This window comes from Paraburkholderia sp. BCC1876 (genome assembly GCF_902833695.1).
Classification (GTDB): domain Bacteria; phylum Pseudomonadota; class Gammaproteobacteria; order Burkholderiales; family Burkholderiaceae; genus Paraburkholderia.
Window position 1 is genome coordinate 66,517 of sequence record NZ_CADFGI010000009.1, and the last position, 22,584, is coordinate 89,100.

17 protein-coding genes are annotated in these 22,584 nt (G+C 65.4%); 9 read left to right on the forward strand and 8 right to left on the reverse strand.

Annotated elements, in window-relative coordinates; all coding sequences use genetic code 11:
• Positions 1-63: 63 nt before the first annotated feature.
• Positions 64-1,470 carry an argininosuccinate lyase gene (argH, locus tag HWY05_RS27875; RefSeq protein ID WP_176060387.1) on the reverse strand — a complete coding sequence of 469 codons (1,407 nt, stop codon included), beginning with the start codon at positions 1,468-1,470 and terminating at the stop codon, positions 64-66.
• 239 nt (positions 1,471-1,709) lie between these two features.
• Positions 1,710-2,522 (reverse strand): helix-turn-helix transcriptional regulator, encoded by an 813-nt coding sequence (locus HWY05_RS27880; protein ID WP_176060388.1) that lies wholly within the window; start codon positions 2,520-2,522, stop codon positions 1,710-1,712.
• 203 nt (positions 2,523-2,725) lie between these two features.
• Between HWY05_RS27880 and HWY05_RS27885 the strand changes: the two genes are divergently transcribed.
• Positions 2,726-3,478, forward strand: a complete 753-nt coding sequence (locus HWY05_RS27885) for a class I SAM-dependent methyltransferase (RefSeq protein ID WP_176060389.1) — start codon at positions 2,726-2,728, stop codon at positions 3,476-3,478.
• Between the two features lie 145 nt (positions 3,479-3,623).
• On the opposite strand, the gene ppc is transcribed toward HWY05_RS27885, so the two are convergent.
• Entirely contained in the window at positions 3,624-6,545 is a 2,922-nt protein-coding gene (gene ppc, locus HWY05_RS27890) for a phosphoenolpyruvate carboxylase (protein ID WP_244146721.1), read from the reverse strand.
• Between ppc and HWY05_RS38455 the strand changes: the two genes are divergently transcribed.
• From HWY05_RS38455 to HWY05_RS27905, 4 genes are all read left to right on the forward strand, one after another.
• Entirely contained in the window at positions 6,544-6,810 is a 267-nt protein-coding gene (locus tag HWY05_RS38455; RefSeq protein WP_244146722.1) for a hypothetical protein, read from the forward strand. The two genes, ppc and HWY05_RS38455, sit on opposite strands and share 2 nt — an antisense overlap.
• A 379-nt stretch (positions 6,811-7,189) precedes the next feature.
• Positions 7,190-8,218 carry a hydroxymethylbilane synthase gene (gene hemC / locus HWY05_RS27895; protein WP_176060391.1) on the forward strand — a complete coding sequence of 343 codons (1,029 nt, stop codon included), beginning with the start codon at positions 7,190-7,192 and terminating at the stop codon, positions 8,216-8,218.
• On the forward strand, positions 8,218-10,239 hold the full coding sequence (gene hemDX, locus HWY05_RS27900; RefSeq protein ID WP_176060392.1) for a fused uroporphyrinogen-III synthase HemD/membrane protein HemX: 2,022 nt from the start codon (positions 8,218-8,220) through the stop codon (positions 10,237-10,239). The genes hemC and hemDX overlap by 1 nt, the downstream gene beginning before the upstream one ends.
• A 2-nt stretch (positions 10,240-10,241) precedes the next feature.
• Positions 10,242-11,432: a heme biosynthesis protein HemY gene (locus tag HWY05_RS27905; protein ID WP_035552300.1), complete on the forward strand. Its 1,191-nt coding sequence runs from the start codon at positions 10,242-10,244 to the stop codon at positions 11,430-11,432.
• Between the two features lie 190 nt (positions 11,433-11,622).
• On the opposite strand, the gene HWY05_RS27910 is transcribed toward HWY05_RS27905, so the two are convergent.
• From HWY05_RS27910 to HWY05_RS27920, 3 genes are all read right to left on the reverse strand, one after another.
• Positions 11,623-12,942 (reverse strand): MFS transporter, encoded by a 1,320-nt coding sequence (locus HWY05_RS27910; RefSeq protein ID WP_176060393.1) that lies wholly within the window; start codon positions 12,940-12,942, stop codon positions 11,623-11,625.
• 119 nt (positions 12,943-13,061) lie between these two features.
• On the reverse strand, positions 13,062-13,820 hold the full coding sequence (locus tag HWY05_RS27915; protein WP_176060394.1) for an SDR family oxidoreductase: 759 nt from the start codon (positions 13,818-13,820) through the stop codon (positions 13,062-13,064).
• Positions 13,821-13,884: 64 nt separating this feature from the next.
• Positions 13,885-15,324, reverse strand: coding sequence for an aldehyde dehydrogenase family protein (locus tag HWY05_RS27920; RefSeq protein WP_176060395.1), 1,440 nt, complete (start codon positions 15,322-15,324; stop codon positions 13,885-13,887).
• A gap of 288 nt (positions 15,325-15,612) precedes the next feature.
• Here HWY05_RS27920 and ppa point away from each other — a divergent pair, with 288 nt between their 5' ends.
• Both ppa and HWY05_RS27930 read left to right on the forward strand, forming a co-directional pair.
• Positions 15,613-16,140 carry an inorganic diphosphatase gene (gene ppa, locus HWY05_RS27925; RefSeq protein WP_035552290.1) on the forward strand — a complete coding sequence of 176 codons (528 nt, stop codon included), beginning with the start codon at positions 15,613-15,615 and terminating at the stop codon, positions 16,138-16,140.
• 298 nt (positions 16,141-16,438) lie between these two features.
• A complete protein-coding gene (locus HWY05_RS27930) occupies positions 16,439-18,553 on the forward strand; it encodes an FUSC family protein (protein ID WP_176060396.1) in 2,115 nt (704 codons plus the stop codon).
• Positions 18,554-18,571: 18 nt separating this feature from the next.
• Here HWY05_RS27930 and HWY05_RS27935 read toward each other — a convergent pair whose 3' ends face one another.
• Together HWY05_RS27935 and HWY05_RS27940 are read right to left on the reverse strand one after the other, a co-directional pair.
• On the reverse strand, positions 18,572-18,931 hold the full coding sequence (locus tag HWY05_RS27935) for a GIY-YIG nuclease family protein (protein ID WP_176060397.1): 360 nt from the start codon (positions 18,929-18,931) through the stop codon (positions 18,572-18,574).
• A gap of 9 nt (positions 18,932-18,940) precedes the next feature.
• Positions 18,941-20,110 carry a GNAT family N-acetyltransferase gene (locus tag HWY05_RS27940; RefSeq protein WP_176060398.1) on the reverse strand — a complete coding sequence of 390 codons (1,170 nt, stop codon included), beginning with the start codon at positions 20,108-20,110 and terminating at the stop codon, positions 18,941-18,943.
• A 132-nt stretch (positions 20,111-20,242) separates the two neighbouring features.
• On the opposite strand from HWY05_RS27940, the gene HWY05_RS27945 reads away from it, so the two are divergent.
• Together HWY05_RS27945 and glnK are read left to right on the forward strand one after the other, a co-directional pair.
• Positions 20,243-21,943: an NAD+ synthase gene (locus tag HWY05_RS27945; RefSeq protein WP_176060399.1), complete on the forward strand. Its 1,701-nt coding sequence runs from the start codon at positions 20,243-20,245 to the stop codon at positions 21,941-21,943.
• Positions 21,944-22,084: 141 nt separating this feature from the next.
• Positions 22,085-22,423 carry a P-II family nitrogen regulator gene (gene glnK, locus HWY05_RS27950; protein ID WP_006048444.1) on the forward strand — a complete coding sequence of 113 codons (339 nt, stop codon included), beginning with the start codon at positions 22,085-22,087 and terminating at the stop codon, positions 22,421-22,423.
• Positions 22,424-22,584: the final 161 nt, after the last annotated feature.

A 22,584-nucleotide genomic window follows, 5' to 3' on the forward strand; every position in this document is an offset into this window, starting at 1 on the left:
TCGCTTTCTATCGCGTCGGCGACGAGCACGCGGCAAGTGCACTCATCGCCCACCGGGCGCCGCTTACTGCAGTGCCGCCCGTGCTGCCTTCACCGCCGCGAGCACCTGTTCCGGCGCCGTGCCGCCCGGATGATTGCGGCTCGCCACCGACCCTTCCAGCGTCAGATACGAGAACACGTCGTCGCCGATCAGATGCGCGACGTTCGGCAGATCCGCGCGCATTTCCTCGAGCGACAGATCCGCCAGATCGCAGCCGCGATCCGCACAGACACGCACCGCCAGCGCGACCGCTTCGTGCGCGTCGCGGAACGGCAGGCCGCGCTTGACCAGGTAGTCGGCCAGATCGGTCGCGGTGGAGAAGCCTTGCAACGCAGCGGCGCGCATGGCTTCCGGCTTCACCGAAATACCCGCGACCATTTCAGCGAAGATGCGCAGCGTGTCGGCGACCGTGTCGACGGTGTCGAACAGCGGTTCCTTGTCTTCCTGATTGTCTTTGTTGTACGCGAGCGGCTGGCCTTTCATCAGCGTCAGCAGCGCGATCAGATGGCCGTTCACACGGCCGGTCTTGCCGCGCGCGAGTTCGGGCACGTCCGGGTTCTTCTTCTGCGGCATGATCGACGAACCGGTACAGAAGCGATCGGCCAGATCGATAAAGCCGACGCGCGGGCTCATCCACAGCACCAGTTCTTCGGAGAAGCGCGACACGTGCGTCATGACCAGTGCCGACGCGGCCGTGAATTCGATCGCGAAGTCGCGGTCGGAAACGGCGTCGAGCGAGTTCGCGCAGATGCCGTCGAAGCCCAGCGTTTTCGCCACCGCGTGACGGTCGATCGGATAGCTGGTGCCGGCCAACGCGGCGGCGCCCAGCGGCAGGCGGTTCACGCGCTTGCGGCAATCGATCATGCGCTCGGCGTCGCGCGAAAACATTTCGACGTAGGCGAGCAGGTGATGCCCGAACGTGACCGGCTGCGCGACCTGCAGGTGCGTGAAGCCCGGCATGATGGTCGACGCGTTCTTCTCCGCCATGTCGACGAGCGCCACACGCAGTTCCGTCAGCAGGCCGCCGATCCGGTCGATCTCGCCGCGCAGCCACAGACGGATGTCGGTCGCGACCTGGTCGTTACGCGAGCGGCCGGTGTGCAGGCGCTTGCCGGCGTCGCCGATCAGCGCGGTCAGACGCGCTTCGATATTCAGGTGGACGTCTTCCAGGTCGAGTTGCCACTCGAACTCGCCGCGCTCGATTTCACCCTGGATCTGCGCCATGCCGCGTTGGATCGCGGCGAGGTCGTCGGCGGCGATGATCTTCTGCGCAGCCAGCATCGAGGCGTGCGCGAGCGATCCCTCGATATCGACGAGCGCCAGACGCTTGTCGAAGAAGACCGACGACGTATAGCGTTTGACGAGTTCCGACATCGGCTCCGAGAAGCGAGCCGACCAGGCTTCGCCTTTTTTGTGCAGTTGGGACGTCATGGTGTTGGGCAGTTAAGCGGCGGTTGAGCGGCAGTTAAGCAGCGGGGTTGAGCGAGCGATGAAGAGGCTGACGGCGCAAGGGCACGGTGCGTGCGAGGTGCCGCCGAAGCGCGGAAAGACAGGGATTTTAACACCGGCGGAGCAGGCCGAAGACAGGGCGGTGGGCAGCGAACGCGCTGCCCACCCGGCGAACGAGTCGCGACACGCACGCCGGGCGGCGTGTCGAGCGCCGCGCGCGGCTACTCGCGCACCAGCACCACCAGCTTCAGATCCTCACGATGCGCGGGTTTGAACGTGATCTGGTCATAAACGATGCGGCCGTCGCGCGGATGGTTGAATTCGCGCCGCCCGCCCTCGCGGCCGCCGACGTCCTGCGACGCCCAGAAGCGCGTGAACGCGTCGCTGGCGGCGCTGAGGGAGTCGATCAGCGCGCGCGTGGGCGCGTCGTTCAGATGGCGGATCGAGTCGGCGCGAAACTCGGCGGCGAGCCGCCGCGCGCGCGTTTCCCAGTCGACGATCAGCTCGCTCGCGGCGGGTTCGGTGAAGGTGTAGCGCAGCAGATTGCGGTCGTGCGCGCCGTCCAGCCAGCCGACGAACAGGTCGGCGGCGCGCTCGTTCCACGCCAGCGCGGTCCACTGACGGTCGAGCACATAAGCCGGCGCGTTGACCAGCCGCACGGTTTCGAGCAGCGTGGCAGGCGCGTCGGCGGCGGCCGGATCGGGCTCGGCCGGATCGCGCTGGGCGGCCAGCTCGAACAGATAGGCCCGCTCGGCGCGCGACAACTGCAACGCGACCGCGATCCGCGCGAGCGCCTCGGCGGAAGCCGACACCGGCCGCCCTTGCTCGATCCACGTGTACCAGGTCGGGCTGACGCCGCACAGTTGCGCGACTTCCTCGCGCCGCAGGCCGGGCGTGCGGCGGCGCGGACCGGGCGGCAGGCCGACCGCTTGCGGCGACAGGCGCTCGCGGTGAGCGCGGATGAAGTCGCCGAGCGCGCGGGCGGGGGTGGCTTCGAGCGGCGGCGGGTGGTCGGCGGTGGGCGGCGTGGTCATTCTGAGCGGGCGGCGCGTAGAGCGGCGTAGAGGGGATTATTGAGGATTATTCGGGCGATCTTTTTTGGGGGTGCTTTTGATACCAGAATAATTGCTTAACTTGTACTGGTACACGGCGGGCCCTATTGTAGCGGCAGGAACGCAGCAACGCCTTCCCGTATCAGCTGGGTTTCACCCAATAACCGATAAACCGGAGCCTCCCCATGAAGCATCACGATCAGGTCGCCGACGCCTTCGGCTCGACCGCCGCCGCGTATTTGACGAGTCAGACCCATGCCACCGGCGCCGACCTGCAGACGCTGGCGACGTCGATCGCCGCGACGCCGGACGCGACGGTGCTCGACATGGGATGCGGCGCGGGCCACGCGAGCTTCGCGGTCGCTAAGCATGCGAAAGAGGTGGTCGCGTACGACATCGCGCCGCAAATGCTCGCCACTGTCGAAGGCGCGGCGAAAGAGCGCGGCCTCGCGAACATTCGCACGCAGCAGGGCGCGGCGGAAAAGCTGCCGTTCGCCGATCACAGCTTCGACTGGGTGATCAGCCGGATGAGCGCGCACCACTGGCACGACGTGCCGCTCGCGCTCGCGGAAGTGCGGCGTGTGTTGAAACCGGGTGGCAAGGTGTTGTTTATCGATATCGCCGGTAGCGATCATCCGTTGCTCGATACGCACTTGCAGGCGGTCGAGGTGTTGCGCGACGGTTCGCATATCCGCGATTACCGCGCCGACGAATGGGTCGCATTTTTCGAAGCGGCGGGATTTCAGGCGTCGATTCGCGAGCGCTGGCGCATCGATATCGAATTCAGTTCGTGGGTGGCGCGCATGCGCACGCCGGAGCCGCGGGTCGTAGCGATCCGTTCGCTGTGGACCCATTCGCCGGACGAGGTGCGCGCCTATTTCGACGTGCAGGAAGATGGCTCGTTCAAGCTCGATGCGCTGATGGTCGAGGCGCACTAACGAACGCGCACAAGAAAGCGAGAAAGGAACCCGCGAAGGAAAAACCCCCAGCCGGAAATGACAACGCCGGACACGGAAAAAACTCCTTGCCCGGCGTTGTCGTTCAAGCGGCCGACCACGCCGCTTGCGCGCTCAAACCGTGTGCTTAACCCGTATTGCGCAGCCCCGCCGCAATCCCGTTGATGCTCAGGTGAATCCCGCGCCGCACACGTGCGTTGGTGTCGCCCGCGCGGTGACGCTTGAGCAACTCCACCTGCAAGTGGTTCAGCGGATCGAGATACGGAAAGCGGTTCTTGATCGAACGCGCGAGCAGCGGATTCTCCGCGAGCCGCTCGCTTTTGCCGGTGATTTCCGACAACACCTTCGACGTGCGTTCCCACTCCGCGACGATCCGCTCGAACACGTGCTTGCGCAGCTTCTTGTCCGACACCAGCGCTGCATAACGCGAAGCGACGGCGAGGTCGGTCTTCGCCAGCACCATGTCCATGTTCGACAGCAGGTTCGAGAAGAACGGCCAGCTCTTGTGCATTTTCTTCAGCAACGTGAGACGGCGCGCGCGTTCGGCGTCGCTTGGCGCGCTGTCCAGATGCGCGGCCACCGCGCTGCCGAAACCGTACCAGCCGGTCAGCAGCAAACGGCATTGGCCCCACGAGAAGCCCCACGGAATCGCGCGCAGATCTTCGATCTTGCGTTGCTTCGGATCCTGCAGTTTGCGCGAAGCCGGCCGGCTGCCGATGTTCAGCTCGGCGATCTCGGCGATCGGCGTCGACTCGAAGAAGTACTCCTTGAAGCCCGGCGTTTCATAGACCAGCGCGCGATACGACGCCATCGCCGCGTCAGACAACTGCTGCATGGTCTCTTCGAACTCGGGCAACTGCGCGGGCGTATTGCCGTGCGGCAGCAACGACGCTTCGAGCGTCGCGGCCACGACCGTTTCCAGATTGCGCCGGCCGATTTCCGGATTGCCGAACTTGCTGGCAATCACTTCGCCTTGCTCGGTCAAACGGATCTGACCGTCGACGGTGCCCGGCGGCTGCGACAGAATCGCCTGATAGGTCGGACCGCCCCCTCGGCCGACGGTGCCGCCGCGGCCATGGAACAGCCGCAGCGTCACGCCGCGCTGGTTAAACAGCGACACCAGCGCGAGTTCGGCGCGGTACAGCTCCCAGTTCGACGTGAGGAAACCGCCGTCTTTATTGCTGTCCGAATAGCCGAGCATGACTTCCTGCTCGTTGCCCTGATGTTCGATCAGCGCGTCGACGCCCGGCAGCGAAATCAGGTCGCGCATGATGTGCGGCGCGTTGCGCAAGTCGGGAATCGTCTCGAACAGCGGAATCACCATCAGGCCCGCGCGCGCCGGATCGTTGGCGTCGCCCAGACGGCCGTGCAGCAGGCCGGTTTCCTTTTGCAGCAACATCACTTCGACCAGATCGCTGACCGTTTCCGTGTGCGAAATGATGTAGTTGCGCACCGCGCGCGCGCCGAATTTTTCACGCGTCACACGCGCTTCTTCGAGCACACCGAGTTCGCTCTTCACGAGATCGGAATACTCGGCATACGGCAGACGCAACGGACGCGGCTGTGCCAGTTCGGCGAGCAGCACGACCAGCTTGTCCGCTTCCGACAGCGCCGCGTAGTCTTCCACGACGCCCGCGCACTTGAGCAATTCGGCGATCACGGCTTCGTGAATGTCCGAGCTTTGACGCAGGTCGATGCTCGCGAGGTGGAAGCCGAACACTTCGGCGGCGCGCGCGAGCGGCGACAGACGCGGCGCGGCCAGCGGCGCGCCGTGATGCTCGGCGAGCGAATCCATCAGCACGTGCAGATCGCGCACGAAGTCGGCGGAGTCGTCGTACGGGATCGCACGCACCGGCGCCGCGCCGCGGCCGGCGCTGCGCACCGGCACGCTGCCTTCGCCCAGACGCACGCGCGCGCTGGCGGCGAGCCGCGTGTACATGCCGATCAACGCACGGCGATACGGCTCGTCGGTGCGGTGCGGCGACTGGTCGGGCGACGCGGCGGCGAGCGCCTTGAGCGGCTCGCTCGCGCCGGCCAGCAGGTTCGACACCGACAACTCCGCACCGAGCTTGTGGACCTGCTCCATGTAGTGTTCGAAGATCACCGCGGCCTGGCGGGTGATCGCGTTTTCCAGCGTTTCGGCCGTGACGTTCGGATTGCCGTCGCGGTCGCCGCCGATCCAGCTACCCATCTGGAAGAACGGCGGCAGACGCGCTTCGAGGCCGTGCTCGGCGAGCGCTTCTTCGATATCGGCGTACAGCGCCGGGATTTCTTCGAGGAAGGTGGCGCGATAGAACGACAGCGCGTTTTCGATTTCGTCGGCGACGGACAGACGCGTGTCGCGCAGCATGCGCGTTTGCCACAGCGACGTGACGCGTGCGCGCAGCATCGCTTCATTGTGCGTGCGCTCGCGATCGGTCAGTTGCTGATCGCGCTCGGCAAGCAGACGGGCAACGTCGTGCTGCGCGTCGAGAATGCTCTTGCGCTGCACCTCGGTGGGGTGCGCGGTCAGCACCGGCACGATCAGCGCTTCGTTGAAGAACTGCTGCAGCACCGGCGTCGCGGCCGCGCCGGCGGCGACGAGCCGCTCGAGCGCATGGGCGATCGTGCCCGGCTGCGAGGTCGAGCCGGCCAGCGCGTGAATCCGGTGACGGCGGTTGCGGTGGCGGTCTTCGGCGATATTCGCCAGATGCGAGAAGTAGCTGAACGCGCGCACCACGCTGACCGTTTGCTCCGGGCTCAGCGAGCGCAGTTTCTTGTCGAGCGTTTGCGCGGCCGCGCTGTCGTCCTCGCGGCGAAAGCGCACCGCCGTCTGACGGATCGTTTCGACGACGTCGAACACCGCGTCGCCTTCCTGCTCGCGCAGCACGTCGCCGAGCAGGCGTCCCAGATAACGGATGTCCTGGAACAGCGGGTGGTCCTTGTCTTCGCGCGTGCGGCCGTTGGTTTTCGGCGCGGAAACCCTGGTGTCTTTCGACACGGCCTGCAACTGCGGCGCAGTCACGCCGGCCGCAGCCGGTGTGGCCTTGTCCGTCTTGACGGTTTTCATGGGCTTGGCCGCCTTGGCGGACGTGGACGTTTTAGCGGATTTGCTGGCCTTGGCGGCATGGGCCGGCTGGGCGGCGCGGGCTGTTTTGCCGGCGCGTTTGGCCGGTGTCGACTGCGTGGCGCTCGCGGTGGAGCCGGCGGAAGCGGTAGGCGCCGCGGCGGTGTCGGCCGCGTTGGTGTTGGGCGATGCAGTGTTGCGGCGGGCAGGGCGCGCCGATCCGGAAGACGTCACGATGGGTTTCCTCAGGGAAGCCGGGGTCTGTTGAGTGATGAACTGCTACTGCGGAACTGCGCTACGGACTGCATGTGAACAGCACTAACGACAGGTGCCGATGGAGAACGGCTGTGGAACCAGCACGCTGAACCGCCGAAACGCCGGTGAGGGTGACCGTGCGCCGGCATGCGATGCACGCCGGCCGGGTCGGCCACGCGTGCAGCTTGCGCCGCATTGCATCATCCCGCATGCCGGGCAGCGGTGCGCGAACGACCGTGCGTGAACAGGCTGGGATGGGGCAGGCGTGCGCTGCGCGAAGCCTGTCTCCTCCATCGATACCGCGCCCGCACGGCGGCTGGCCGTGCCTTGAGACATAAGGGCGCGTGCTAACATTGTTTGTTATTACATCCCGACATTCGATCAGCAAGCTAATGAACACCGAGACGTTTTCTACGCCACCCCACACGCTTGTGATTGCGTCGCGAGAAAGCCGCCTTGCCATGTGGCAGGCGGAGCATGTGCGATGTGCGCTGCACAAATTATATCCATCTTGTGACGTAAAAATCCTCGGAATGACGACACGTGGCGATCAAATTCTCGATCGCACTTTGTCGAAGGTGGGTGGTAAGGGTTTGTTCGTCAAGGAACTGGAGGCCGCACTGGCCGATGGCCGCGCCGACCTCGCCGTGCATTCGCTCAAAGACGTGCCGATGACCTTGCCCGAGGGCTTTGCGTTGTCGACCATCATGGAACGCGAAGATCCGCGCGACGCGCTGGTCTCGAATCAGTACGAGTCACTGGCCGCGTTGCCGGCCGGCGCGGTGGTGGGCACTTCCAGCCTGCGCCGTGAGGCGATGTTGCGCATCCGTTATCCGCATCTCGAAGTGCGGCCGCTGCGCGGCAATCTGGATACGCGGCTGGGCAAGCTCGACCGTGGCGACTATGCAGCGATCATTCTGGCGGCCGCCGGGCTGAAGCGGCTGGGTCTCGCTGAACGCATCCGTGCGCTGCTCGATCCGGAAGACAGCTTGCCTGCGGCGGGCCAGGGCGCGCTCGGTATCGAGATTCGCGCCGATCGCGCGGACCTCGCGGCATGGCTCGCGCCGTTGCATCACGAACACACGGCGGCGGCCGTCGAAGCGGAGCGCATGGTCTCGCGCGCGCTCGGCGGCAGTTGCGAAGTGCCGCTCGCCGCCTATGCCACGTGGCATGACGGCGCGTTGCATCTGCGCGGCATCGTCGCGACGCCCGACGGCCAGCGCGTGTTGAGCGCGCAGGCCTCGGCGCCCGCGCCGACCGTCGAACGCGCAATCGCGCTCGGTCAGCAGGTCGCCGATGAGCTCGAACAGCAAGGCGCGATGGAGATCGTGCGTGCGCTCAGCACGGCCAGCGGTCCCGCTGCCGGCTCGGCAGACAGCGCAAATCCCCACACAGCCCCCGGCGCGGTGACCGGCGAGTGATGACGGCCGACTCCTCCGGCAACACCTCGTCCTCCGCCGTCGGCAAGACGGCGTTCACGGTCGTGATTACGCGACCGGCCGGTCAGTCGAGTGAGCTGATCGCGCGGCTCGCCGAGGCCGGCATCGCCACGCTCGATTTCCCGCTGATCGACATCGCACCGGTCACCGACGCCGCGCCGCTGCGCGCGGCGCTCGCTTCGCTCGAACGCTACGCGCTGGTCGTGTTCGTGTCGCCGAACGCGATCGACCAGGCGTTCGCACACAGCGACGCGATCTGGCCGCATGCGTTGCCGATCGGCGTCGTCGGGCCGGGCAGCGTGCAGGCGCTCGCGCGCCATGGCGTCGCGGCGCCGGCATACAACGTCATCAGCCCGCCGTCGGGTAACGACGAGGAAACCGCTCGCTTCGATTCCGAAGGTCTGTTCGCGGCGCTCGAAATCGCGCTCGGTGCCACCGGCTTCGAAGGCCAACGCGTGCTGATCGTGCGCGGCGACGGCGGCCGCGAATGGCTCGCCGAACGTCTGCGCGAAGCCGGCGCCGAGGTCGAGACGGCCGCGGCTTACCGGCGTCTGGTGCCCGAACCGTCGATCGGCGGCTGGGCGCGCGTGCACGAACTGCTCGCCGGTTTGCCGCACGCGTGGCTGCTGACCAGTTCCGAAGGCGTGCGCAATCTGCACGAACTCGCGCAAGACCATCTGACTACCGGCGAAATCGCCGCGCTCAAACACGCCACGCTCGTCACGCCGCATCCGCGTATTGCGCAGACCGCGCGGGCATTGGGTTTTGATAGCATGACGGTGTCCGGCGCGGGCGACGACCGGATTGCCCGCGCTCTGCTTGCCGCCGTTCCGACCGTAGTTCAACCGGCACCGTCCAACCCGGCTCATTCACCGGCACAATCACGCATGACTGAAACGACCGCTTCCACGAACGCTTCACCCCAGCCGGCCGCGACCACCGGGTTGCCGCCGAATCCCCCCTTCACGCCCTACGAAGCGCAAAAGCGCCGCAGCGCGAGCGGACCGCTGCTGTGGTTTGTCGTCGTGATCCTTGCCTGTGCGGCGGGCGTGGGCGGCTTTGCGCTCAACCGCAAGGTGGAGCGCGCCGAGCAGCAACTCGCGCAACGCCAGCAGGCCAACGACGCGCAGACCAGCGAGTTGCGCGTCAAGACCGAGCAGGCGCTGGCCACGGTGCATCAATCGGACGCACAGGTTGCGCAGCTCGAAGGCAAGCTCGCCGACGCGCAAACCGCGCAGCAGGCGTTGCAGCAGCAATACACGGATCTCGCCCGCAATCGCGACGACTGGACCTTCGCCGAAGTCGGGCAGATGCTGTCGGCCGCGAGCCAGCAGTTGCAGCTCACCGGCAACACGCAGCTCGCGCTGTTCGCGCTGCAAAGCGCGGACACGCGTCTGGCCGCGTCGGACAGCCCGCAAGCCGTCACGGTGCGCAAGGCGATCGCGCAAGACATCGACAAGCTGAAGGCCGCGCCGTCCACCGACCTGACCGGTCTCGCCATCAAGCTCGACAACGCGATCGACCAGATCGACAGCCTGCCGCTGTCGGGCGAGTCGCCGATCGCGCATGCCACGCCGAAGGCCGCGACCTGGGCGGACACGGCGAAGGTGGCCGCGGCCACCGGCGAGCCGCGCTGGAAAGTGTGGTGGCGCGAAGTGAGCACCGGCATCGGTCAGCAGTTGACGAGCCTCGTGCAGGTGCGCCGTATCGACAACGCCGACGCGATGCTGATCACGCCCGACCAGGGCTACTTCGTGCGTGAGAACGTGAAGCTGCGCCTGCTGTCGGCGCGTCTCGCGCTGCTGTCGCGCAACCAGACCACGCTGAAATCGGATCTGCAGGCCGCGCAGTCTTCGCTGACGCGCTACTTCGACAACGCGTCGAAGAAGACGCAGACCGTGGAAGATCTGGTCAAGCAGGTGGACGCGGGTTCCGCCGCGGTCGAACTGCCGAATCTGAACACGAGCCTGCAAGCCGTCAATCAATACCGGAACCGAGGTTAATCATGGCGATCCGGGGACTTCTATGGCTTGCGTTGCTGTTCGCCGTCGCGGTGGTGCTGGCGGTGGTCGGGCGCTTCGATATGGGGCAGGTGCTGTTGATCTATCCGCCTTACCGCGTCGACATTTCGTTGAATCTGTTCGTGGTCGGGCTGGTGGTGCTGTTCATCCTGCTGTACGCGCTGCTGCGTATCGTCCGCAATATCTGGCGCATGCCGCAGCGCGTGTCGGCTTACCGCGCGCGTTCGCGCGTCGCCAAGGCGCATGCGGCGTTGCGCGATGCGATCGGCAATCTCTATGCGGGGCGTTTTTCGCGCGCTGAAAAGGCCGCGAAAGATGCGCTCGCCAATGGCGACAACAAGGGCGCGGCCGGTTTGATCGCGGCCACCGCGGCGCACCGCATGCACGAATACGGTCGGCGCGACGAATGGCTCGCGCAGATCGACGAAGCCGACTGGCTCGACGCCCGCCTGATGGCCACCGCCGACATGCGCGCCGACGGCCGCGACGCCGACGGCGCGTTGACCGCGCTGACCGAGATGCAATCGCAGGGCGCGCGGCGTATTCACGCGCAGCAGATCATGTTGCGTGCGCAACAGCAATTGAAGAACTGGGCCGAAGTGCTCAAGCTCGTCAAGACACTGGAAAAACGCGAGGCGATTCATCCGGCGGTGGCGGTGCGTTTGCGGCAACTCGCGGCGGAAAACCTGCTGCGCGATCGCCGGCATAACGCCGACGCGCTGCTTGAACTGTGGACCTCGCTGTCGGCCACCGAGCGTCATTCGCCGCGTCTCGCCGATCTCGCCGCCGAACTGCTGGTGGCGCTGAACCGTCCGCAGGACGCACGCAAGATCGTCGAGGAAGCGCTGGCGCAGAACTGGGACGCGCGTCTGTTGCGCCGTTATCCGGACACCACTGCGGGCGACGCATTGCCGCTGATCCAGAAGGCCGAAGCCTGGCAGAAGGATCGCCCGGAAGATGCCGACCTGATGTTCGCGCTGGGCCGTTTGTGCCTGCATCAGCAACTGTGGGGCAAGGCGCAATCGTTCCTCGAGCGCGCGTTGAAACTGGCCGACAACGAGACGCTGAAGATTCGCTCGCATCGTGCGCTGGCGCGTTTGCACGAACAGCTTGGCGATTCGGATAAGGCGAGCCAGCATTATCGCGAGAGTTCGCTGGCCATGAACGTGGTGTGAGGTTTGCCTTGGGCGCTGGCTGGTTCGGGCCGCGCAGGCAGACAAACAAAAACCCCCGGCGTTGCAGAACGCCGGGGGTTTTTGTTTTTCGTCGATGCGTCGAATCGCCAGATGCTGTGCCGGTCAAGCAGGCAGCGAGCGCGTCACGGCGCTTGCCGCCCGACGCCTGATGGTTACGCGACGACCTGCTTCACTTGTTCACCATCCTGGCCGGCACGCTGATCGCGAGCAAACCGCCCAGCACCATGAACGCGGCCAGCATGTACATGCCGGAGTCGTTCGCGGCGGTCGCCTGCTTGAGCCAGCCCACTGCGTACGGGCTCAGAAAGCCCGCCAGATTGCCGATCGAATTGATCATCGCGATGCCGGCCGCCGCACCCGTGCCGGCGAGGATCGCCGTAGGCAGACTCCAGAACAGCGGCAGCGTGGTCAGAATGCCCATGGTCGCGAGGGTCAGCGCCGCCATGGCGAGCACCGTGTTGTGCGCCCATACGACCGACAGCACCAGCCCGAGCGCGCCCGCAAAGGCCGGCACCGCGATATGCCAGCGCCGCTCGCGGGTGCGGTCCGCGCTGCGCGCCACGAACACCATGGCTACCACCGCCGCCGCGAACGGAATCGCGGACAGCAGGCCGATCATGAACGAGTCGGTCACGCCGGTCGCCTTGATGATGGTCGGCAGCCAGAAGCTCACGCCGTAAAGCCCCATCACGAACGAGAAATACACCAGACTCAGCATCAGCACGCGGCCGCTCGTGAGCACCTGGCGGATCGGCATATCGTGCTTGGTTGCTTCTTCGGCGGAGACCTGGCTTTCGAGCAGTTGCTGTTCTTCGCGCGTCAGCCATCTGGCTTTCGAGATCCGGTCGTCGAGCTTTGCGAACACCAGAATCCCGACGATTACCGACGGCACGCCTTCGAGCAGAAACAGCCACTGCCAGCCATGCCAGCCGTTCGCACCGTTGAAGTTCTTCAGGATGTAGCCCGACACCGGACCGCCGATCACGCCCGACAGCGCGATCGCCGTCATGAACCAGGTGGTCATGCGGCCGCGCCGGTGCGACGGATACCAGTAGGTGAGGTACAGGATGATGCCGGGGAAGAAGCCCGCTTCGGCGAGACCGAGCAGGAAGCGCATCGCGTAGAACATGGCCGGCGTGGTGACGAACATGGTCAGCATCGAAACGATGCCCCACGACACCATGATCCGCGCGATCCACACGCGCGCGCCGACCTTGTGCAGGATCACGTTGCTGGGAATTTCGAAGATGAAATAGCCGAGGAAGAAAATCCCCGCGCCGAAGCCGTACACGGCGTCGCTCAGGCCGAGGTCGCTGGTCATTTGCAGCTTCGCGAAGCCGACGTTGACGCGGTCCAGATACGCGACCACGTAGCAGAGCATCAGCAGCGGCGCGAGCCGCCACGTGACCTTACGGTAGGTAGCCTCCTCGAACGTGGAAGGGGGCGCGCCCGCGCCGGGGTGGTGGAGCGGATCTGCAGGACTTGCCATGGTGTCTCCTCTTTTCTTGTGGAATTGAAGTACCGCCTGCGATGGATTCTAGTCGCGCCAGGTGCTTTGGATCACGAATCGATACCGGGGGAAAACACTGAGGCGTCAGCCCGCCGCCGCTACACGCAGCGGCCGCCGTCCACTTCGAGACACACGCCGGTGATGAACTCCGCTTCATCCGAGGCCAGATACAGCGCGGCGTTGGCGATGTCCTGCGGCGTCGAAAAGCGTCCGAGCGGAATGCCCGCGAGAAAGCGCTGACGATTGGTCGGCGTATCTTCGACGCCCATGAACTCCGACAGCAGCGCCGTTTCGCCGATCACCGGATTGATGCAGTTCACGCGAATCCGGTCCGGACCCAGTTCGACGGCGAGCGACTTGCTCGCGATGATCACCGCGCCCTTGCTGCCGTTGTACCAGACGAGACCCGGCCGGGGCCGCACACCGGCCGTCGACGCGATATTGACGAAGCTGCCGCCGCCTTGCTCGCGGAAATACGGCACGAATTCCTGCACGCTCCAGTAGATGCTTTTGACGTTCACCGCGTAGACGCGGTCGAACTCGGCTTCGGTGACTTCCATGACGGGTTTGTTGCGATGCGTCGTGCCGGCGTTGTTGACCACGATCTGCACGCTGCCGAAGTCTTCGAGCGCGGCCTCGCGCAGCTTCTGCCAGTCGTCGCGCTGCGCGACGTTGCCCGCCACCGCGATGGCCTTGCCGCCGGCCAGCGCGATTTCACTCGCCACGCGCTCCGCGGCCGCGCCGTTCAGATCGTTGACCACGACGTTGGCGCCTTCGCGCGCGTAGGTCTTCGCAATGCCTTCGCCGAAACCCGAGCCGCCACCCGTGACGATGGCCGTTTTACCTGTCAACCGCATGATGTCTCCGTTGTTGGTTGTGACTGCAATCAATTCACTGCTTGCCCGGAACGCCGGCCGACCGCTACCCGTGCCGGATCGCGATGGTCTTCAACACCGTGAAACCGTACAGCGCTTCGAAGCCCTTCTCGCGGCCGTGCCCCGAATGCTTGACGCCGCCGAACGGCAATTCCACACCGCCGCCCGCGCCGTAGTTGTTGATGAACACCTGGCCGGAGCGCAGACGTCGCGCGAGACGCATTTGCCGCGCGCCGTCGCGTGTCCAAATGCCGGCCACGAGGCCGTATTGCGTGCCGTTGGCGAGCGCCAGCGCTTCGTCTTCGCCGTTGAAGGACATCGCGGCGAGCACCGGACCGAATACTTCGTCGCGCGCGAGGCGATGGCTCGCGGGTACGTCGCGCAGTAGGGTGGGCGCCTGGTAGAAGCCGCTTTCCGGCGCGTCGGAAATCACTTCGCCTTGCGCCGCCATGGCAATGCCGTCGTGCTGCGCGTCCGACAGAAAGTCCCACACGCGCTGCTGCTGTTTCGCGTTGATCAGCGGCCCGCAGTCGAGGTCGGCCTGCGAAGGGCCGACGCGCAACGCATGGAACGCACCGCTCAGGCGGTCCAGCAAAGGCTCGTAAATGGCGCGGTCGATCAGCACGCGGCTGCCCGCCGAGCAGGTTTGCCCGGCGTTCTGCACGATCGCGGACACCAGCACGGGCAGCGCCGCGTCGAGATCCGCGTCGGCGAAGACGATTTGCGGCGACTTGCCGCCGAGTTCGAGCGTGACGGGCACGTGATTTTCAGCGGCCATTTGCGCGACCGCCTTGCCGGTGTCCGGCGACCCGGTGAACGAAATGTGATCGATGCCGGGATGACGGGCGAGCGCCGCGCCGGCTTCATGGCCGTAGCCGGTGACGATATTCAACGCGCCGGCCGGCAAGCCCGCCTCGGCCGCCAGTTCGGCGACGCGCAGCACCGACAGGCAAGCGTCTTCGGCCGGTTTGACGACGCACGCATTGCCGGTGGCGAGCGCCGCGCCGACGCTGCGGCCAAAAATTTGCATGGGGTAGTTCCACGGCACGATATGGCCGGTCACACCGTGCGGCTCGCGGATGGTCAGCACCGTGTAGCCGGCTTGATAGGGCAGCGTTTCGCCGTGCAGCTTGTCCGCCGCGCCGGCGTAAAACTCGAAATAACGGGCGAGGGCGGCCGAATCGGCGCGTGCCTGCTTGAGCGGCTTGCCGGTGTCGCGCGCTTCGAGTTGCGCCAGTTCTTCCTGATGCGCCGCGACCAGCATGGACAGCCGGTACAGCACGCGGCCGCGTTCGGCGGCGCTGGCCGCGCCCCATGCGCCTTCGAACGCGCGGCGGGCGGCCTGCACGGCGGCCTCGATATCCGCCGCGGTGCCGCGCGCCAACTGGGTGAACGGCTGGCCGTCCGACGGATCGAGCACGGCGATCGTCTCGTTGCCTGAAGCGGCGCGCCACTCGCCGCCGATGAAGTGTCGGGCTTCTTCCATGCAGACTCCTTGAGGTGACACGCAGCGCCACGCAAGTGCGGGCGGTGACGTGCTGTTCACAAACGAGAGGCACAATCGAACGACGCCGGATGATTATCGCGCCGATCCTCGCCGAGGCGCCATCGGCCGATTGGCTATAATGGCGCATTCCGCACTGTCCGGCCGCAACTGCCGCGGCCCGCGGCGATGTCGAGGCGGCAGCGGCGATTCGAGTCGTCACGCTTCACACCGTCCGGGCGCATGCACTGCGCGCCGTGTTCCGAATTCCATCCTGATCAGAGAGCGCTCATGAGCTTCAATCACGTCCCCGCGGGCAAAGACCTGCCGCAAGATTTCAACGTCATCATCGAAATCCCGGCGCAAAGCGATCCGGTGAAGTACGAGGCCGATAAGGATCTGGGCCTGCTGGTCGTCGACCGTTTCATCGGCACCGGCATGCGCTATCCGGCCAACTACGGCTTCATTCCGCAAACCCTGTCGGGCGACGGCGACCCGGTCGACGTGCTGGTGATCACGCCGTTCCCGCTGCTGGCCGGCTCGGTGGTTCGCGCGCGCGCGCTCGGCATGCTGCAAATGACCGACGAATCGGGCGTGGACGCGAAGCTGGTTGCCGTCGCGCACGACAAGATCTGCCCGATGACCGCCGACCTGAAGTCGATCGACGACGTTCCGGCGTACCTGAAAGACCAGATCAAGCACTTCTTCGAGCAATACAAGGCGCTCGAGAAGGGCAAGTGGGTGAAGGTCGAGGGCTGGGCGGGTATCGAAGCCGCGCACAAGGAAATCACGGAAGGCGTGGCGAACTTCAAGAAGTAAATCGCCTGTTGCCAACCGGTCGATCGGTCCGTTGTGACCGATCGGCGGCACCGAGCTAAAAAAAACCGCGCGAGCCCGCCAGGGCCGCGCGGTTTTTTCATGGGCTTTTCAAGCCGATCGCATACGGTTCTAGAGACTGCGGGCGCATAGCCTGCGTGCATCGCCAGGATGAACCGAAGCCATTTTTATAGTTAGGTGTAAACCCGTATTATTTGCCGCTTGCCGGCGTTCGTCGTTAGTTCGTCGCTAGTTTGTCATTAGCCAGATCAACGCGCGTTTTTAGGAGCACACCGTCCGGATGCTGAATCGCAAGTCCAACCCGTCGTCATCCTCGTGGCCGCAACGCTGGTCGAGCGGGCTCTACGCTATCGGCACCGCGATCTACCGCAAGCGGCCGGTGTGGATGGTGTCGTTCGCGACGAGCGAGGCCAGTCTGTCGGAGGGCTTGAGGGCGGCCTGTGCGTCGACCGCGATGCTCGCGCTCGGCAATCTGCTGCACGAGCCGGCGTTCGCGTGGGCCGCGATCGGCGCGTTCTGGACCTGCCTCGCCGACGCGGGCGGCTCGAACCGCGCGCGCTTCGCTTCGATGATGGGCTTCGCGCTGTTGTCCACGCTGTGCGGCGGCCTCACCGCGCTCGCCTCCAGCGCGGGCACGCTGTGCGCGGCCATCGCGCTGCTGCTGTTCACGAGCCTCGGCGCGTTCGGCCGGATCTGGGGCGCGGCCGCCTCGCAAGTAACGATTCTGGCCGCGACCGCCTGCGTCGTGATGGTCGACCGGCCAATGCACGATCGGCGCGCCGGCCTCGCGTTTCTCGGCGTCTATCTGATCGGCTGCCTGTTCGCGGTGGGGTTGAGTCTGACCGTCTGGCGGATTCATCCGTTCGGCGCGAGCCGCGCGTCGCTGCGTACCGTTTATCTGCGGCTCGCAGATATCGCGCTGGACAGCGCGCGTCTACTCGAGCGCCACGCGCCGCCGAGCGAATGGGCCACGCATGCCGCGAAATTCCGCGCCGATGCGCGCGCCGCGCTCGAACGCTCGCGCAAGATCCTGGCGAAGGTGCCGGCCTCGAGAACGGGCGGGCGCGACACCTACGACACGCTGCTCGCGTTGCTGACCGACGGCGAAGCCTTGTTCGCCTATCTGATCGCCGTGTCGGGCGCGTGCGAACGGGTGCCGGACGACGCCTGGCGCGTGCGCCGCGCGTCCAGATTGCTGACGGCGATCGGCAACGTTCTGCGCGGCACCGGCACGGCCGCCGGCGACGCGCAATGGCAGCACCTCGCCCGTTTGCAGCTACGCTTGCGACGTCTGGCCGGGCGGCTCGAAACCGCCTTGCTGGAACCGGTGAAGCTGCAGTCCGGCTTCGAACTGGTCGATTTCGCGCCGGCCTTCGCCGAGCCCGAAACCTGGCAGGCCAGCGCGCTGCGGCTGTCGACGCGAATCATGGCGACGCTCAAAGCGAACCTGTCGATCGAATCGGTCGGCTTGCGTCACGCGGCGCGCGTCGGCGTGACCACTACCACGGGCTTTCTCGTGATCCGCGCGCTCGGGCTGCCGTTCGGCTACTGGGCCACCATGGCGACGCTGCTGATCCTGCAACCGTCGATCGCCGCGACCTGGCCGCGCAGTATCGAGCGCGTGGCGGGCAGTATTGTCGGCGGCGTGCTGGCGGCGGCAATCGGTTACGCGATCCATTCGCCGCTCGGCATTTCGCTCGCGGTGTTTCCGCTGGTGATGGCGACTATGGCGCTGCGTCCGGTCAGCTACAGCCTGTTCGTGCTGTTCCTGACGCCGACCTTCGTGCTGGTCGCCGACTTCGCGACGCCGGGCGCCAGCGAATTCGCGTACGCGCTCACGCGGCTCGGCAACAACGTGCTCGGCTGCGTGCTGGCGCTGCTGGCGACGTTCTATCTGTGGCCGACCCGCGAAAAATCCGACTACCGCGCGTATCTGAACGACGCGGTGCGCGCCAATCTCGCGTATCTGCGGGCCGCGCTGACATTGGCTGGACAGAGCGATAAGGACATGGAGCGCTTGCGCCGGGCCGCGGGCCTGTCCAGCAATAACGCGGAGGAGGCCGTCGGGCGGATTCGATTGGAGAAGCTCGAAGACTCGATGGTCGATACGGTCACGCTGACCGTGCTCAGCCTGTTGCGCAGAATGGCCGGGACCGCGACGCAATTGCGGCTCAGCACGAACCGGCGCGATACGGCGGATACGCACGACGAACTCGGCGAGTGGGCGGACAGCGTGAGCGCGGAGATCGACGCCGCGTTGAACCGGACATTGCGACCGGTTCGCCACGAACTGCCGGCGCGGGATGGGTTGACCTCATTGGAAGCCGACGCGGTGGGACAGCTTGCCTTGATGCAACGACTGTTGACGGAGCGGATGCGGGAAGCGCGGGGGTAGGGCAATCGGTGCGCCGTTTCAGGACGCGCTGTCTTCCGCTTCGCTTTCTTCCACGGCCTCGATCACCGGCACCACCGGCGCCACAGGCACCACAGGCACCACAGGCACCACAGGCACCACCGACTCCAGCGTACGCACTCCCGCCGCGAGCGCCCGCTTCTCCGGCGCCGCCAGCCGCTTGACCCAATACTCGGCGCGCGACGCGCTCGACCGGTCCGCCAGCTCGAACGACGCCAGCACCTGCACCGGCTTGCGCGAACGCGTATAACGCGCGCCCATGCCGCTCACGTGTTTGTCGAAACGCGCCTGCACGTCGGTGGCAATGCCGGTATAGACGCTGCCGTCCGAACATTCGAGCAGATAAAGAAACCACGCCATAAATGCGCTTCAGCCTTTGAACGGATTGTGTTCGCGCAGCTCATCCACGTACGCGTGGATGCTGTTCTTTTCGTTGTCGAGGAAATGGCCGACCGCATCGGCAAAAGCCGGATGCGCGAGCCAGTGCGCCGAGCGCGTGACCGTGGGCAGAAAGCCGCGCGCCATTTTGTGCTCGCCCTGGGCGCCGCCTTCGAACGCGCCGAGCTTTTCTTCGATGCAGAACTCCAGCGGCTGGTAGTACGCCGTTTCGAAGTGCAGGCACGGCACATGTTCGAGCGCGCCCCAGTAGCGGCCGTACAGCGTGCCGCCGGTTTTGGCGTCGCGCTGATACACCACGAGCGAACTGGCGATCGGCTTGCCTTCGTATTCGGCGATCACGAGCAGCAGGTTCTCGGGCATCGACGCGCCGATCATGCGGAAGAAATCGAGGTTCAGATACGGACTCGAAAAGTGCTCGCGATAGGTCTGCCGATAACACTTGCTGAAGAAGCGCCAGTCCGCGTCCTGAATGTCTTCGCCGTGAATCCGTCGCATCGTCACGCCGGCTTCCTGCACCTTGCGACGCTCGGCGCGAATGTTCTTGCGCTTCTTCTGTTCGAGCGTCGACAGGAAATCCTCGAAGTCACGATAGCCGTCGTTCAGCCAATGAAACTGCACGCCTTCGCGCTGCATCATGCCCATGTCGGTCAGCGCGGCGCCTTCCGCTTCAGTCGGAAACAGCACGTGCAAGGACGACACGTCGGCCTGCTCGGCGAACGCCATCAAGGTGGCCGCGAGATGCCGCAATGCATGCGGATCCGCCGACAACAGGCGGTTGCCCTGCACGGGCGTGAACGGCACCGCGCACAGCAGCTTCGGGTAGTACGGCAAGCCGTTGCGTTTGTACGCGTCGGCCCACGCCCAGTCGAACACGTACTCGCCGTACGAGTGCCCCTTCAGATACACCGGCGCGGCGGCCGCGAGCTTATCCGTGCGCGGATCGGTGAGCGTGACGAATTGCGGCGCCCAGCCGGTATCGGCGACCGCGCAGCGGGTCGCGTGCAGCGCGCTCAGAAACTCGTGCCGCAGAAACGGCGTGGGTTGCGATTGTTGCGCGAGTAGCGCGTTCCATTCAGCGGCGTCTACCTCGGAGGGCGACGCCAGAATGCCCGTGCGATAATCAAAGCGTTCCTGGTTCAATCTGTGTGACTGTTCCCAATGAACCGCGCGGTGCCGATGCACTACGCCGTTCGTTTATCCGATTTGTCCGTTGCCGTCGAGCTGACCAGCCGCGGTACTCGCAAGCCGTCCGGCTTGCCTGTCGATCCTGCCATGAAGACCCGAATCGCTCTTGCTCAAATCAATGTCACTGTCGGCGACTTCGCCGGCAACGTCGCGAAGATTGTCGCTGCCGCGCGCGCCGCGCACAACGATGGTGCGAAGCTGCTGATCGCGCCTGAACTCGCGCTATCGGGCTATCCGCCCGAAGATCTGCTGCTGCGTCCCGCGTTCTATACCGCAAGCGCCGAGGCGCTGGCCGATCTCGCCACGCAGTTGAAGCCGTTCGCCGGCTTGCATGTGCTGGTCGGTCATCCGCTGCGCGAGGTTGCCCACAGCACAGCGCACGGCCATGGTAATGCAAACGCGCCGATCGAGCGCGGCGTGCCGCCGGTCGATACGTTCAACGCGGCCTCGCTGATCGTCGGCGGAGACGTGGTCGGCACTTATCGCAAGCAGGATCTGCCCAATACCGAGGTGTTCGACGAGAAGCGCTACTTCGCGTCCGACCCGCAGCCGTTCGTGTTCGAACTGGACGGCGTGAAGTACGGCGTGGTGATCTGCGAAGACGCATGGCATGCGTCGGCGGCGCAAATGGCGAAAGCGGCGGGCGCGCAAGTGCTGCTGATTCCGAACGGCTCGCCGTATCACCTGAACAAGGAAGCGGTGCGCTTCGACATTCTGCGCGCGCGGATTCGCGAAACCGGTTTGCCGATGGTCTACGTGAACATGGTCGGCGCGCAGGACGAACTGGTGTTCGACGGCGGCTCGTTCGTGCTCGATGCCGACGGTGCGTTAGTGGCCAAGATGGCGCAGTTCGAAGAGGCGACCGCGATCGTCGAATTCGAGGGCGGCCGGCCATTGAGTACGGCGGTCGCGCCGGAGCTGTCGCTCGAAGCGCAGGTCTATGCCGCGCTCGTGATGGGCGTGCGCGACTACATCAACAAGAACGGTTTCCCGGGCGCGTTGATCGGCCTGTCGGGCGGCGTGGATTCGGCGCTCGTGCTGGCCGTCGCGTGCGACGCGCTCGGCGCCGACCGGGTGCGCGCGGTGATGATGCCGTCGCGCTACACGGCGGACATCTCCACGACCGACGCCGCCGAGATGGCACGCCGCGTTGGCGTGCGCTACGACGAAATCGCGATCGCGCCAATGTTCGACGCGTTCCGCGGCTCGCTCGCCGATGAGTTCGCCGGCCGCGCCGAAGACGCCACCGAAGAAAATATCCAGGCCCGCATTCGCGGCACGCTGCTGATGGCGCTGTCGAACAAGTTCGGTTCGATCGTGCTGACCACCGGCAACAAGAGCGAGATGGCGGTCGGCTACTGCACGTTGTACGGCGACATGGCCGGCGGCTTCGCGGTGATCAAAGACATTGCCAAGACGCTGGTCTACAAGCTGTGCCACTACCGCAACCAGGCCACCACGTTCACGAAGCGCGACGTGATTCCCGAGCGGATTCTGACGCGCGCGCCATCGGCGGAACTGCGCGACAACCAGACCGACCAGGACAGCTTGCCCGAGTACGACGTGCTCGACGCGATCATGCGCATGTACATGGAAGAGGACCGCTCGCTCGCCGAAATCATCGCCGCGGGTTATGCAGTCGACGACGTGAAACGCGTCACGCGTCTGATCAAGATCAACGAATACAAGCGTCGCCAGGCGCCGATCGGCATTCGCGTCACGCATCGCGCGTTCGGTCGCGACTGGCGTTATCCGATCACGTCGCGCTACACCGAACCGGTGGAGTGAGCGGTAGCGAACCATCGCGGCACGCTTGTCCTCAAGCTAAACCTGAAGCACGCGCCGGATTGCCGCAACGCATCCGGCGCGGCGTAGAATCAAAATCATCCCTTTTCCTTTCACTCTTCCAATCACGAGACGAGGTTCGCCATGAAGCGCATCACCGCAGTCATCAAACCGTTCAAACTCGACGAAGTGCGCGAGGCGCTCGCTGAAGTCGGCCTCACGGGTCTGACCGTGACCGAGGTCAAAGGCTTTGGCCGTCAGAAAGGTCATACCGAGCTCTATCGTGGTGCAGAGTACGTGGTCGACTTTCTGCCGAAGGTGAAGATCGAAGTCGTGGTCGCGGACAATCAGTGCGACCAGGTGATCGACGCGATCATCGGCGCGGCGCGCACCGGCAAGATCGGCGACGGCAAGATTTTCGTCGCGGACGTGGAGCGTGTGATCCGGATTCGCACCGGCGAAGAAAACGAAGCGGCGGTTTGATCGCGCGTTCGAGTTCGCAGCGGTCGCCACGCGGTTCGCGAATGCACCGCAGCGGTGCGCCGGGGCCGAGGCAAAAGCGCGCCCAGAAATAAAAAACGGTGCGATACCCTTTCGGACATCGCACCGATACGCGCCTCTCGCAGCAGCGTGAAAAAGATTCT